Origin of the sequence: Cohnella terricola (assembly GCF_007786475.1) — a bacterium.
Lineage (GTDB): Bacteria > Bacillota > Bacilli > Paenibacillales > Paenibacillaceae > Cohnella > Cohnella terricola.
Map to the genome: position 1 here is coordinate 440,548 of NZ_VNJJ01000001.1, position 12,420 is coordinate 452,967.

12 protein-coding genes are annotated in these 12,420 nt (G+C 52.8%); 11 read left to right on the forward strand and 1 reads right to left on the reverse strand.

Annotation, left to right across the window (positions count from 1 at the left end):
• Positions 1 to 38 precede the first annotated feature (38 nt).
• The 4 genes from FPZ45_RS02045 to FPZ45_RS02060 all read left to right on the forward strand — a co-directional run bounded on the left by FPZ45_RS02045 (position 39) and on the right by FPZ45_RS02060 (position 4,912).
• The gene (locus tag FPZ45_RS02045; RefSeq protein WP_144698369.1) at positions 39 to 1,049 is read left to right on the forward strand and encodes a LacI family DNA-binding transcriptional regulator; all 1,011 of its coding nucleotides are present in this window, start codon (positions 39 to 41) and stop codon (positions 1,047 to 1,049) included.
• A gap of 172 nt (positions 1,050 to 1,221) precedes the next feature.
• A complete protein-coding gene (locus FPZ45_RS02050) occupies positions 1,222 to 2,643 on the forward strand; it encodes an ABC transporter substrate-binding protein (protein ID WP_425456932.1) in 1,422 nt (473 codons plus the stop codon).
• A 74-nt stretch (positions 2,644 to 2,717) separates the two neighbouring features.
• A complete protein-coding gene (locus FPZ45_RS02055) occupies positions 2,718 to 3,818 on the forward strand; it encodes a carbohydrate ABC transporter permease (RefSeq protein ID WP_144697862.1) in 1,101 nt (366 codons plus the stop codon).
• Entirely contained in the window at positions 3,818 to 4,912 is a 1,095-nt protein-coding gene (locus tag FPZ45_RS02060) for a carbohydrate ABC transporter permease (protein ID WP_144697864.1), read from the forward strand. The genes FPZ45_RS02055 and FPZ45_RS02060 overlap by 1 nt, the downstream gene beginning before the upstream one ends.
• A 78-nt stretch (positions 4,913 to 4,990) precedes the next feature.
• Here the strand turns inward: FPZ45_RS02060 and FPZ45_RS02065 are convergent, their stop codons facing one another.
• Complete coding sequence (locus FPZ45_RS02065; RefSeq protein WP_144697866.1) at positions 4,991 to 5,311, reverse strand: hypothetical protein; 321 nt, start codon at positions 5,309 to 5,311, stop codon at positions 4,991 to 4,993.
• A 318-nt stretch (positions 5,312 to 5,629) separates the two neighbouring features.
• Between FPZ45_RS02065 and FPZ45_RS02070 the strand changes: the two genes are divergently transcribed.
• From FPZ45_RS02070 to FPZ45_RS02100, 7 genes are all read left to right on the forward strand, one after another.
• On the forward strand, positions 5,630 to 7,084 hold the full coding sequence (locus tag FPZ45_RS02070; RefSeq protein ID WP_144697868.1) for a CAP-associated domain-containing protein: 1,455 nt from the start codon (positions 5,630 to 5,632) through the stop codon (positions 7,082 to 7,084).
• A 158-nt stretch (positions 7,085 to 7,242) separates the two neighbouring features.
• On the forward strand, positions 7,243 to 8,193 hold the full coding sequence (locus FPZ45_RS02075) for an RluA family pseudouridine synthase (protein ID WP_144697870.1): 951 nt from the start codon (positions 7,243 to 7,245) through the stop codon (positions 8,191 to 8,193).
• 205 nt (positions 8,194 to 8,398) lie between these two features.
• On the forward strand, positions 8,399 to 8,794 hold the full coding sequence (locus tag FPZ45_RS02080; protein WP_144697872.1) for a GntR family transcriptional regulator: 396 nt from the start codon (positions 8,399 to 8,401) through the stop codon (positions 8,792 to 8,794).
• A complete protein-coding gene (locus FPZ45_RS02085; RefSeq protein WP_144697874.1) occupies positions 8,787 to 9,494 on the forward strand; it encodes an ABC transporter ATP-binding protein in 708 nt (235 codons plus the stop codon). The genes FPZ45_RS02080 and FPZ45_RS02085 overlap by 8 nt, the downstream gene beginning before the upstream one ends.
• Positions 9,495 to 9,505: 11 nt before the next feature.
• Positions 9,506 to 10,252 (forward strand): ABC transporter permease, encoded by a 747-nt coding sequence (locus FPZ45_RS02090; RefSeq protein ID WP_144697876.1) that lies wholly within the window; start codon positions 9,506 to 9,508, stop codon positions 10,250 to 10,252.
• A gap of 31 nt (positions 10,253 to 10,283) precedes the next feature.
• Positions 10,284 to 11,210 (forward strand): ABC transporter ATP-binding protein, encoded by a 927-nt coding sequence (locus tag FPZ45_RS02095; protein ID WP_144697878.1) that lies wholly within the window; start codon positions 10,284 to 10,286, stop codon positions 11,208 to 11,210.
• Between the two features lie 30 nt (positions 11,211 to 11,240).
• Positions 11,241 to 12,395, forward strand: coding sequence for an ABC transporter permease (locus FPZ45_RS02100; RefSeq protein ID WP_144697880.1), 1,155 nt, complete (start codon positions 11,241 to 11,243; stop codon positions 12,393 to 12,395).
• The last annotated feature ends 25 nt before the right edge of the window (positions 12,396 to 12,420 follow it).

Genomic DNA, 12,420 nt, shown 5'->3' on the forward strand with positions numbered 1-12,420 from the left:
ATTTGAAAACCTTTTCAAGAGTGGAAAGGGCGATGCCCATGACGAAGCCGACGATCAAAGACGTGGCGAAAATGGCGAATGTCTCGATCAGCACCGTATCCAGAGTCATGAATTCGCCGGAATCCGTTATCGAGAATAAAAGAAACCAGGTGCTAGCGGCGATCGAGAAGCTGAAATACAAGCCGAATGCCCTGGCGCGCGGATTGATCTACAAGAAAACGAACACGCTTGGCGTCGTCATTCCCGACATTCGCAACCCGTACTATGCCGATATTATCCGCGGCATGGAGGATGCGTCCAAGAAGCTGGGCTACAACCTCATCATCTGCAATACCGATCGTGATAAAAAACGATTGTTTTCCTATCTCCATAATTTTTACGAGCGTCAAGTCGACGGTATTCTCTACACCAGCGATCCCATCTATCCGGATTACTACCATGAGCTTAATCGTCTGAAAATACCCGTCATGCTCGTGTCTACGCATTCGATGGAATACGAACTTCCGTCCGTGAAGATCAACGACGAACAGGCGGCATACGATGCCGTTAAGTTCCTGATCGATTCCGGCCACCGGAAGATCGGCATGATCGGCTTCGATCTGACCGACAGCATCGCCGGCTTAACGAGATATCACGGATTTATCCGCGCATTAAGGGAACACGATCTCGACGAATGCAAGAACAATATCGTGTACGTGAACGGTTGGTCGTACGATACGCCGGACGCGGCGGCCAAACTGATGGAGAAGTGCCCCGACGTGTCGGCGATTTTCACCGTATCCGACGAGCTTGCAATGGGATTGCTCTGCTACCTTCACGAGCAAAAAATTTCGGTTCCCGAGCAGATTTCCGTCATCGGCTTCGACAATATTCGATTGTCCGACATCATGATCCCCAAGCTCACGACAGTCGCTCAACCGACCTATGAGATCGGATACCGATCGGTCGAGAAGCTCGATGCCGCGATCGAGGGGCGGGATGATCCGATCCTTCGGGAATACTTGCCGCACGAGATTATTGTAAGGGCGTCGACGAAATCGCTGGATTAGACGCTTTTTGTCGGAATTTGAAAAGCTTTTCAGAATGGCAAAGCAAGCGTCGCGTACACTCTATCAGGGAGGTGAATTCGCTCGTTTACATCGTTAATCTCGATTAACGATTCTTCTTTGCATCAATGAAGATCTGAACTTTGAAAGAAAAATTCCAAAGGGGCTGATCCGATTGAAAAACATGAGAAAAACAGGTTTTCTGCTTACCGCAATCATTCTGGTTTTAAGCGTTATGCTTGCGGCCTGCGGAAAAAACAACGATAAAAATGCGAGCTCCAACCCACCATCCAGCGTAGAACCGAGCGTGTCTCCGTCTTCGGAGCCGAGCAGCGAACCTTCTGAAAGCGCTTCAACGGACATGTCCGCTTTAGATGAAGCGTTAGCTGGCAAATATAAAGGCACCAAAGTGACGATGTTCGGTCCGTTCACTGACGCGGACCAAGTGAAATTCGAAGTTGCGATCAAAGACTTCGAAGATAAAACAGGAATCGATATTCAGTATGAAGGCTCCAAAGAATTCGAAGCAACCGTCTCGATTCGCGTCGACGGCGGCAACGCCCCGGACATCGCGGACTTCCCGCAGCCGGGCTTGCTGAATACGTTCGTGAAATCGGGCAAAGTCATCGACGTGTCCACGTTTATGGACATGGATAGACTGAAGGGCAATTACAACAAAAGCTGGCTCGACATGGCGACGATGAAAGGTCCGAGCGGCGACATTATGGCGGGCATCTGGGCGCGGAGCAGCGTGAAGAGCCTTGTCTGGTATCCGAAAAAGGCGTTCGAGGAAGCCGGGTATACGGTTCCGAAAACGTGGGATGAGCTGATGGCGCTGACCGAACAGATCGCGAAGGATGGCGATCCCGCATGGGCGATCGGCATCGAGAGCGGCGCGGCGACCGGCTGGCCTGCTACGGACTGGGTCGAGGACATCATGCTTCGCACGACCAGTCCGGAGAACTACGACAAATGGGTGAACGGCGAACTTCCGTTTACCGACGATATCGTCAAGAATGCGGTTAAGAAAATGTCCGAAATCTGGATGAACAAAGATTACGTCTACGGCGGTACGAAATCGATCGTGACTACATCTTTCGGCGATTCCTCGACGGTTCTGTTCGACAATCCGCCTAAAGCTTGGCTGCATCGTCAAGCAAGCTTCATTACGAGCTTTTTCCCGCAAAACTTGAAATCCGGCGAAGACTACGACTGGTTCTACTTCCCGTCGATCGATCCGCAATACGGCAATCCCGTACTCGTTGCAGGCGATATATACGCTATGTTCAACGATCGTCCGGAAGTACGCGCCGTTATGGAGTTCTTCACGACGGGAGAATCGCTCAAAACGTGGATTCAATCCGGAGGCGTCATCGCGCCGATGAACGACGCGAAGCCGGAATGGTACACGAGCGACGTTGAGCGCCGCATGGCGGAACTCGCGAAGAACGCAACGACGTTGCGCTTCGACGGCTCCGACTTGATGCCGGGTTCCGTAGGCGCGGGCACGTTCTGGAAAGGAATGACCGACTACGTCAGCGGGACGGTCGACCTGGACGGCGCAATGAAAGAAATCCAAGCCGGCTGGAAGCAATAAGCATGAAACGATAACGGAGGGCTTGCAGGGCATCTTGCGCCCTCCGTTATTCGATGGAAGGGGGCCTATATGCAATGACGACTTCCACGGCAACGCCCGCCGAGAAAACGAAGACGAATACCTCGTTAAACGCTCTTTTGTCCATTCTCGCGCTTGCTTTCAATATCGGGTTGAACGGCTTGATTTTCGTTTTTCTGCGGGACAGCGACATGAATCCGGTCATTCATGCGATCCTTGCGATTCTCTGGGGGGTCGGCGGGGTCTATTTTATCTACTGGTCTCTAAACTGGGTTGTAGAGCGGTATTCGGATGCGTGGAGAAGAAGAATTCAGCCCTACCTGTTCGTCGGCCCTGCGTTCCTGCTTCTCGGGTGGTTGCTGCTGATCCCGACGGTACGCACGCTGTATATGAGCTTTCTGGACGCAGGCTCCGAGAAGTTCGTAGGATTCGCCAATTACGCCGCGATCTTCACGAATCGGTTGCTGCTCACGGCGCTGCGGAACAACCTGCTTTGGGTCGCTTTTGGGGCAACTGCGAGTATCGTCCTCGGACTGCTAATCGCCGTATTAGCGGACAGAAGCAGCTTCGAACGGCTGGCGAAGGCGATTATTTTCCTCCCGATGGCGATTTCGTTCGTGGCCGCTGGGGTCATCTGGAAGTTTATCTATTATTATCAACCCGGCGACGAGCAAGTCGGATTGCTTAACGCGATCGTGACCGCTTTCGGGGGCGAACCGCAAGCTTGGACGAGCATGATGCAACCGTGGAACAATCTGTTCCTGATCGTCATTCTGGTCTGGATGCAGACGGGATTCGCGATGGTCATCTTCTCGGCCGCGCTCAAAGGCGTTCCGGAGGATATGCTGGAAGCGGCCAGAATGGACGGAGCGGGGGAGTTCCGCATTTTCTTTAAGATTATCGTACCGTTTATCTCGACGACGATTCTTTCCGTCACGACGACGATCATCGTGTTTACGCTGAAAATCTTCGACGTCGTCATGATTATGACGGGCGGACAATACGATACGGAAGTCGTAGCGACGCAGTTTTACCGCCAATTTTTCATGTACCGGAATTTCGGCTACGGGTCTACGCTAGCCATCGTTCTGCTGATCGCGGTCATTCCCGTCATCGTGTTTAACTTGCGGCAAATGCGTAAACAGGGGGGATTCTGATGCGTCGCAGACCAAGAAGAACCCGTTCGAAAACGACCGTCAATATTGTGCTCGCTGTCATTTGCCTGATCTGGCTCATTCCGACGGTCGGCTTGTTCATCTCCTCCTTCCGTCCGGCCACGGAAATTCTAAAGTCCGGTTGGTGGACCGTATTTCCTCACAAGGAAAACGTGGCGACGCATACGATTACGCTGCCCAAGGATACGGATCTGCGACAGCCGATCGAAGTGGACGGAACGATGTATACGGACGATCAGCTTAGAAGCGGCGCGAAGGCGCCGGACGGTTCCGTGTTCGTCTGGGAGAATCGCAGGGCGAGAACGATCAGCGTTCAGCAATCGGGCTGGACGATGAATACGAATTTCACGACGGAAAATTACGAGGGCGTGCTGACCGGCAAGCAATACCAGATTACGGATACCGACGGCAGCGTCAAAACGAAAAAAGGCAACGGGTTGTCCAGGGCGTTCCTGAATACGGTGACCGTATCGATCCCGGCGACGATTATTCCGATCCTAATTGCGACCTTCGCCGCTTACGCGTTCGCATGGCTGAGGTTCCCGCTGCGGAAAACGATGTTCGTCATCGTCATCATGCTGCTTGTCGTACCGCTTCAGGTCGCGATGATCCCGGTTCTTAAGGATTATACGGCGCTTGGGTTGAACGGCACGTTCCTCGGCGTATGGATCGCGCATGCCGGATTCGGATTGCCGCTGGCCACTTATTTTATGTACTCGTACATCAGCCAACTGCCCAAGGATCTGTTCGAGTCGGCATTCATGGACGGGGCGTCGAACTTTACGATTTTCACCCGGCTCATCTTGCCGCTTGCCGTGCCTTCGATTGCATCGATCAGCATCTTTCAATTTCTATGGGTGTGGAACGATTATCTCGTTTCGCTCGTCTTTATCGGCAATCAGCCTAACGTGCAGGTGCTGTCGATGAAGATCGCCGACATGGTCGGCACGCGGGGCAACGATTGGCATCTGCTTACTGCGGCCGCATTCATCTCCATGCTAATGCCGCTTGCCGTATTTTTCGGTCTGCAGAAGTATTTCGTGAGAGGGCTGCTGGGCGGTTCCGTGAAAGGATAAGAATGCGCAACAAAGCCTGAGTGATCCGAGGGAGAATGCTCCCTGGGCTCGCTCAGGCTTTGTTCGGCGATGTGAAGATTAACGGTCCAGCAGTTGGCGAATCATCTGTTGTTTGCGTTGGGAGCAGGACAGGCGTTTGGAGGTATCACCGAAGAAAATGTGGTGCTCGCCGATGACCGAGATGTTCCGGACATTGACGTAACAGTCGGACGACACGCGGAAGAAAGTCGCGGCATCCGTGATGAGGCGGCTTCTTTCATCGGCGGACATTCTCTTTTTGATGTTATAATTCCGTCCGTGAAAGCTGATCAAGCCGTGGGTTCCGACTTTGAAGAACAACGTGTCCTGGCGCGGATCAAAATCCTCATACACATTTTTCTCCTGAATCGCTGCATTCATCGTTCCAATCCCCCTTAGAATGATGTGCTTTGGTAGCGCTTACAGTATAACATAATTCCAGGCTCTTTGGGGGAGTATCCGAAAATAATTATAAAAATTCACAATTGGCCGTCGTCGATCCGGGGGATGGCGAAGTCTTTGTCTACCCGGATTTTGCTTAAGTTTGATGGAATACGCCTACATGGATGCGAGATTAGAAGGAAAAAAAGACTATGTAACGAAGTAAAGGAATTGTCGAAATAGATATTGTCAAATGGATAGGATTGAAAGGGTTGCCGATTGCAATCCGAAAAAACAACAGCATGGGGGACATATGATATGAATCAAACGATGTTGCGAAAGATGAGTAGGAAGTTGATTGTTATTGTTGCCTTCGTTACAGCATTCATTTCGGCGTCGCCGCAGCCTTCTTCTGCCGCGAATGCCGGTTTTAAGGATGTTCCCGCTTCGCATTGGGCTTACAAAGCGATTAATCAGGCCGCTTCGGACGGTTGGGTCAACGGATACAGCGATGGAACGTTCCGTTTGGCGCAATCGGTGTCCGAAGCCGAATTTCTGAAGCTGCTCCTTGAAGCAGCGGTACCGGGGGAACTGCCGACAAGACAACCGGGAGAGACGTGGATCGCGCCGTATTACAAATATGCGCAGGAGTACAAGTTTCCTTTATCCGCGTCAGGCGATAGCTTTGACCGGGGAGGTGCCGCGCAACTGATTGCCGCACTTGATGGCGAAATTCTCGGGCGAACCGCGGCCGTGCAATATTTGCTCGATAAAGGGTTATCCAAAGGCGTGACATCTGCGACGGTAGAAGGCTACCAGATGGGGAACACGCTTAGTAGGGCGGAAGCGGTTCAGTTTATCTTTAATGTGCTAGCAGCTGGAGGAAAGTCGGAACCGTCCGCACCGATTACAACGGCGGCTTATCGGCTGAGGGACATCGCCATCGGAGATACGGATACGTCGGTGACGGCGAAGCTGGGCAGTCCGGACCGCGTGGATCCAAGCGAATACGGATTTCAGTGGTACGTGTACAATCAAGATTATAAGCAATACGCTCAGATCGGCATCGGTGGAGGCAAGGTCGTCGCATTATATTCCAACGCGGACGCTTGGGAGAGCGCCGACGGTCTACGTATCGGATCCCCCAAGGCGTCGATCGCCGAGAAACTGGGGAATGGCCGTAGCATCACTGACCTGGAAACGAAAATAAACGTAAGTACGGACAGCGCGATGTATCCGAGTTATGAAATTAAAGGTTCGTATGTCACGTTCATGCTGGATCAATTCGATAACGGCAAAATCATGGGGATTTATATCGTTGAGAAGAAGACTGCAGCCGCGCGCAAAGGAAGCTACGGCACGGTGTCCTCTGCGGTCTTGTCCGCATACGAACGGGAAGTATGGGATCTGACGAACGTATCCCGCGTCCTGGTCGGCAAGAAAGCGCTTGTGTGGGACGACTTGGCCGCTTCGACCTCCCGTAATCATAGTAAGGATATGGGGGAGAATAATTACTTCGATCATGATAATCAGCAGGGGCTTAGTCCGTTCGATCGGATGAAAGCGGGGGGGATCGTTTATTCCGCTGCAGCTGAGAATATTGCGGCAGGTCAGATTAACGCCGTCTTCGCCCACGCGGGATGGATGAATTCGCAGGGTCACCGCAATAATATTTTAGGCGACGACTTCGAGCGGCTCGGCGTTGGGCTATCCTATTCGGCCAAATTTAAATATCAAATCTACTATACTCAGAATTTCTATACGCCTCGCTAATAGAATCGCAGTCTCAATTTGCGCTTATGAACGTCCGTAATCAGCCTTTGTCGGATACCGAAACCGGCGAAGGCTGATTTATTTTTGATTTCTGCAGGATTTATATATATATTAATCTTTGACGATAACAGGCTGTCCCCAGAGGAGATAAACGACTGATGATCAACCGTAAAATCACCCCTTCGGAAAGCGGCAAAAGATTGCATCGGTTCCTGAGAAATCTAATGCCTAATATTCCGCTCGGACAAATCTATAAAATGATCGACAACGGCAAAGTCAAAGTAAACGGCAAAAGGAAAAATCAAAATTACGAGCTGGCGGCGGGGGACGAACTGACCCTGTACGTGGAAGAAGCCGCGTATAAGGAAGCGAGCATCGGCCAGAAAAAAGCGAAATACGTCGGGGTTAATTCCAATATCGACGTTCTGTACGAGGACGCCGAGTTGATGGTCGTGAACAAGCCGGTGGGCATGCTTACGCACCCGGACCAGGCCGACCAGAAGGACACGCTTGTCAATCGAGTTCATGCGTATTTGTATCGCAAAGGCGAGCTGGACAGCCCGCTGTTCATGCCGGCGACGGCGAATCGGTTGGACCGGAATACGAGCGGCATCGTGCTCGTCGGGAAGACTGCCGGTATGCTGCATCAATTGAATCAGTGGATACAAAAGCACGAGCTGCAAAAATTTTATGTGACGATTGTGGAAGGAAAGATGGAAGGAGACGGGGTGTTGACGGGGAGTCTTGTTCGCGACGAGAAAAAGAATCGGACCCGCGTCGTCGGCCAGCATCCCGAAGGCTCAGGCAGCGAGGAACAGGCGAAGTCGGCTGAAACCCGGTACCAAGTGCTGCATACGCGCAACGACTACTCGCTCGTCGAAATCGAGCTGATCAGCGGTCGCACTCACCAGATTCGTACCCATTTTCAGGATATCGGGCATTCCCTGCTCGGCGATATTAAGTACGGAGGTAATCGGTTCGGCGACGTAAACCATCAATTGCTTCACGCTTGGCGAATCGTCCTGCCGGACGGGCGGGAATTCAAATCCCCTATGCCGACGCAAATGCGTTCCGTCGCCGACCGGGTCGGACTCAGATTGGATCTGTGACGAAGCTGTCACCGCTGAGCGAGAAGGAAGCTCTCAAATACGTTTCGCGATAATGCAACTACGATTGCTCTGACATACAAAAGCTGCATCCCCTCGACTCCGAAGGGAAGTGCGGCTTTTTTTTCGTGCATGAAAAACAACTATTGCACTAAGTGTATTAAGTGATATAATACACTTAATTCAAAGTCGGGGAGGAGGAAGTCGCTTGGAGGAAATTCGGGTCGGAGGCATGTATTTCTCGCTGGATCTGAGCCTGCCGCTGTACGAGCAAGTGCTTGAACAAGTTCGAAGCTCAATCGCGAAAGGCGAGATCGCCCTGGGCGACAAGATTCCTTCCGTGAGGGAGTTGGCGCAAGCGTTGAAAATCAATCCCAACACGGTCATGAGAGCCTATCAAGAATTAGAACGGGAACAGCTTACCGAAACCCGGCGCGGCCAGGGAACTTATATTACGTCCGATATCGCTAAAGTGGATCTGATCCGGTACCGGGTGGCAGACAAGGCGATCGAAGAATTTCTAAGCAAAATGACCGGACTTGGCTTTGAGACGCCCGAGATCGATAAGTTGCTGCGGATAAAAAGGGGTGAAGCGCATGAATGATACGGCGAACGTTGCAATACGCGCGGAAGACGTATGCAAGAGCTACGGCTCGCGGCAGGCGATCAGGAATCTGAACATGGCCGTGCCCGCGCATTCGGTTACGGCGATTCTCGGTCCGAACGGAGCAGGGAAGTCGACGTTGATGAGAATGATTACGGGGATGGAAACGCCGGACACGGGGACGTTCTCGGTATTGGGACGGAAGCCTTCCTGGGAGCTGAATCGATGGATCGCTTACTTGCCCGATCGTGCGCAGTGGTACAGCCATCATATGGTAGAACATGCCCTCGAGTGGGCGCGAACGCTGCAGCCGGGATTCAACGAGATGAGGGCTCGTGATCTGATGGTTACCCTTGATCTGGATGCTTCCATGAAAGTCGAAGGGATGTCCAAAGGGGAAGAGGCGCGCCTGATGTTGGCCCTGTGCCTCGCCCGCGATGTGCCTCTGCTTGTTCTGGATGAACCGTTCTCGGGCATCGACATGATCTCCAGGGAGAGAATCGTCGCCGCGCTCATCGACTCGTTCAGCGAACGGGAACAGACGGTGCTCATCAGTACACATGAAATCGCCGAGACGGAAAGTTTATTCGACTATGCCGTTTTCGTCGACAAGGGCGTAGCCGTTCTCGCGGGAGACGTCGAGCGGATGCGCGCGGAACGCGGATCCTTGCAGCAAGTCTACCGCCAACTATACGGATAGGAGGAACCAGCATGCCGAAAGGGGCATTCCGTTACTTAATCAAGCATGAGATTATCGCGGAGATGGGACGGATCCGTCAAGGAAAGTGGATTTGGTTCTACGCCGTGTTCATTTTGTTATTGGCTGGCGCGTCGGTGGCGGTCTGGGGATACGACGAGAATTACGATCCTTCCTACTTTTTGTTTACTGCATATATGTTTCCTTTTATGATTTTCGGCTTTGCCGTTAGAACGTTAAAAAGAGAATGGAATGGAGGCACGTCAGGCTGGTGGCTGACGCTTCCGTATTCGCGGGTCCTCCTGCTCGGCGCCAAAGCGATCGCCGCGTTTGTGCAGATTGTGGCGTGCATGGTCGTTTATTTTGCGATTGTCATGTTGCTAGGCGTGTATTCCCGCATTATGTTCGGAGCTCGAGTCACATCGATATCCGGTTTGTTCGATCTTGAAGCCCAGCTTTTCGCGGTACTTCTCGGAATCGTTCCGCTGATGCTGGTGATTGGCTTGTTGATCGTAGCGGTCAGGCGTTCCAGGATGAAATGGCTTGTTCCACTGCTTTGGATCGTGATGGGCGTCGGCGGGAATTTGTCGGGATGGATGATGACCGGCGGAGGCGGCTTGATCATCGCGGGTACCGAGAAAGAACTGGCTCTCATCTCTTATCCGCCTTCGTTATGGATATGGATCGTTCCGGTGTGGGCGGTTGCGGCGTTGCTGTTCGCTGCGACGGTGAGGGTATGCAATAAACATTTGCAAGCATAACGAATCGATAAAGAGGAAGGGAGTTCGGGCTATGAACAACGCTGCGATCGAAGTGATCAAATTGTTGAAAACCTATGACGGAAAAAAAGCGCTGGCCGGAATCTCGTTCAACGTGAAGGAAGGCAGCTGTTTCGGTTTGCTAGGGCCGAACGGAGCCGGCAAATCGACGACGATGAAAATTCTATCCGGTCTGCTCGAAGCGGATGGGGGCAGCGTAAGCATCTTTGGCAGGGAGATTCGTAAAGCGGGCAACGCGATCAAAGATCAGCTCGGCTACGTTCCGCAATCGATTACGTTGTATGAAAAGCTGTCCGCGTATGACAATTTGCAGTTTTTCGGAGAAATGTATGGCGTGCCGAAAAGCGAGCTGAAGCAGCGGATTGGCGAAGTGCTTGAGCAAGTCGGCTTAGCCGACCGCGCAAAGGACGAGGTAACCGCATTTTCCGGGGGAATGAAGAGACGCGTGAACATCGCGGCGGCTCTGCTGCATCGGCCAAAGCTGATCATCATGGACGAACCGACCGTCGGAATCGATCCGCAATCCCGCAATCATATTTTCGAAATGATCCGCGGTTTGAAGAAGGCGGGTGTGACCGTCCTTTATTCGACCCACTACATGGAAGAAGTCGAGGCGCTGTGCGACGATCTGGCCATCGTCGATCACGGTCAAGTCATCGCGCAGGGAGAGCTGAACGAAGTTTTGGAACGGCACGGCACTCAAACCGTATACTTGGAGCTTCATAACGGAGGGAGACCGCCCGCGCTTGCAGGCGTCAATGCGCCTATCCAACGCGGCCGGGGTTGGACGATCGAGACGGATGCTCCGCTGGACGTCCTTGCGGGGTGGGCGCAAGCTTGCCGATCGGCATCGCTAAAAGTCAGTCAATTGGAGATGGTCCGGCCTTCGCTAGAAGACGTCTTCCTGATCATGACCGGAACGACGCTAAGAGATAACTAGATCGGCCTGCGCCGAAAGGGGAAACGATCCATGATCATCCATATCGCCAAAAAAGAGTGGAAGCTGCTGCTCAAGGAGAAAGGGACTTTTTTCTGGCTTCTCGGCATGCCGGTCCTTTTCATCGTCTTGTTCGGATCTATACTGGGGAACGTGTCGAGCTCTGAAGTCACGGTCCCGTACGTCGACAATGATCATTCGGACGTTTCCCGGAGTTTCGTTGCTTCCGTGGAAGAGAAAAGCGGCTATAAGCTCGAAGAGAAGCAGTCGGCCGAGATGCAGGCACAAATCGATAAAATCCGGGACGGCAAAGGCACGGGGCTTCTCGTCATCCCCGGAGGGTTCGGGCAAAGCTTGCAAGAAAATGGAGGAAAAACGATCGCGATCGAGCTGTATCGCGAAGCGACGAGCGATTCGACGATCGCGCCGCTGCGCGCCGTGCTCGAGAACATGGCGAACGCATACCGCGAAACGAAGATAGACAAGGCGCTTGCCGACTCCGGGCAGACCGCGGAGAAGCGAGAACAGACGCTCTCCGCGCCGTTTACGATCGCCGATCGGTTGGAGAACGGTTCCGGGTACAACGTCATCTCGCAGATCGTTCCGGGTTATACGGTTATGTTCGTCTTTTTCGTCATCATATCGATGCTTAAGCGATTTCTTAGAGACAAGGAATCCGGCATGACCGCCCGTCTGCGCAGTACGCGCATGAGTCCCGTAAGCTACTTGCTCGGCATGTGGCTCAGCTATCTGGTCGTCGCGTTGATCCAGTGCACGGTGCTGCTGGCTTTCGGACATTTTGTATACGATCTTCATATCGGCGATCCGGTAGCCGTAGCCGTGCTTGTGCTGCTTCTAGCTCTGTGCGGGACGGGAATCGGCCTTGCGGTCTGCATGCTCGCCAAGAGCGAGAACCAAGGCATGGCCTTTACTCAGTTGCTGACGATGGGCGGCGCTGTATTGGGCGGGCTGTGGTTCCCGATCGATATGATGCCGCAGGCGATCCAGACGATCAGCCGGTTTACTCCGCAATATTGGGCGCAGAAAGCGTTCCAGGACATTATGCTCCGTGGTGTACACCTACCGGGCATCGTGAATTCGCTGCTGGTTTTGGCCTTGATCGCGGCGCTCGCCTTGATCGTGGCGATGCTTAGATACAAGAGGTTTATGAGGACGGCTTTGGGGTAAGGCAGGATTGCGTGCGACAAATAGA

Excerpts from the sequence above, each read along its gene's own strand:
- FPZ45_RS02045 (WP_144698369.1), top strand. The coding sequence starts at position 39 with ATGACGAAGCCGACGATCAAAGACGTGGCGAAAATGGCGAATGTCTCG.
- FPZ45_RS02055 (WP_144697862.1), top strand. The coding sequence starts at position 2,718 with ATGACGACTTCCACGGCAACGCCCGCCGAGAAAACGAAGACGAATACC.
- FPZ45_RS02060 (WP_144697864.1), top strand. The coding sequence starts at position 3,818 with ATGCGTCGCAGACCAAGAAGAACCCGTTCGAAAACGACCGTCAATATT.
- FPZ45_RS02065 (WP_144697866.1), bottom strand. The coding sequence starts at position 5,311 with ATGAATGCAGCGATTCAGGAGAAAAATGTGTATGAGGATTTTGATCCG.
- FPZ45_RS02070 (WP_144697868.1), top strand. The coding sequence starts at position 5,630 with ATGAATCAAACGATGTTGCGAAAGATGAGTAGGAAGTTGATTGTTATT.
- FPZ45_RS02075 (WP_144697870.1), top strand. The coding sequence starts at position 7,243 with ATGATCAACCGTAAAATCACCCCTTCGGAAAGCGGCAAAAGATTGCAT.
- FPZ45_RS02085 (WP_144697874.1), top strand. The coding sequence starts at position 8,787 with ATGAATGATACGGCGAACGTTGCAATACGCGCGGAAGACGTATGCAAG.
- FPZ45_RS02090 (WP_144697876.1), top strand. The coding sequence starts at position 9,506 with ATGCCGAAAGGGGCATTCCGTTACTTAATCAAGCATGAGATTATCGCG.
- FPZ45_RS02095 (WP_144697878.1), top strand. The coding sequence starts at position 10,284 with ATGAACAACGCTGCGATCGAAGTGATCAAATTGTTGAAAACCTATGAC.
- FPZ45_RS02100 (WP_144697880.1), top strand. The coding sequence starts at position 11,241 with ATGATCATCCATATCGCCAAAAAAGAGTGGAAGCTGCTGCTCAAGGAG.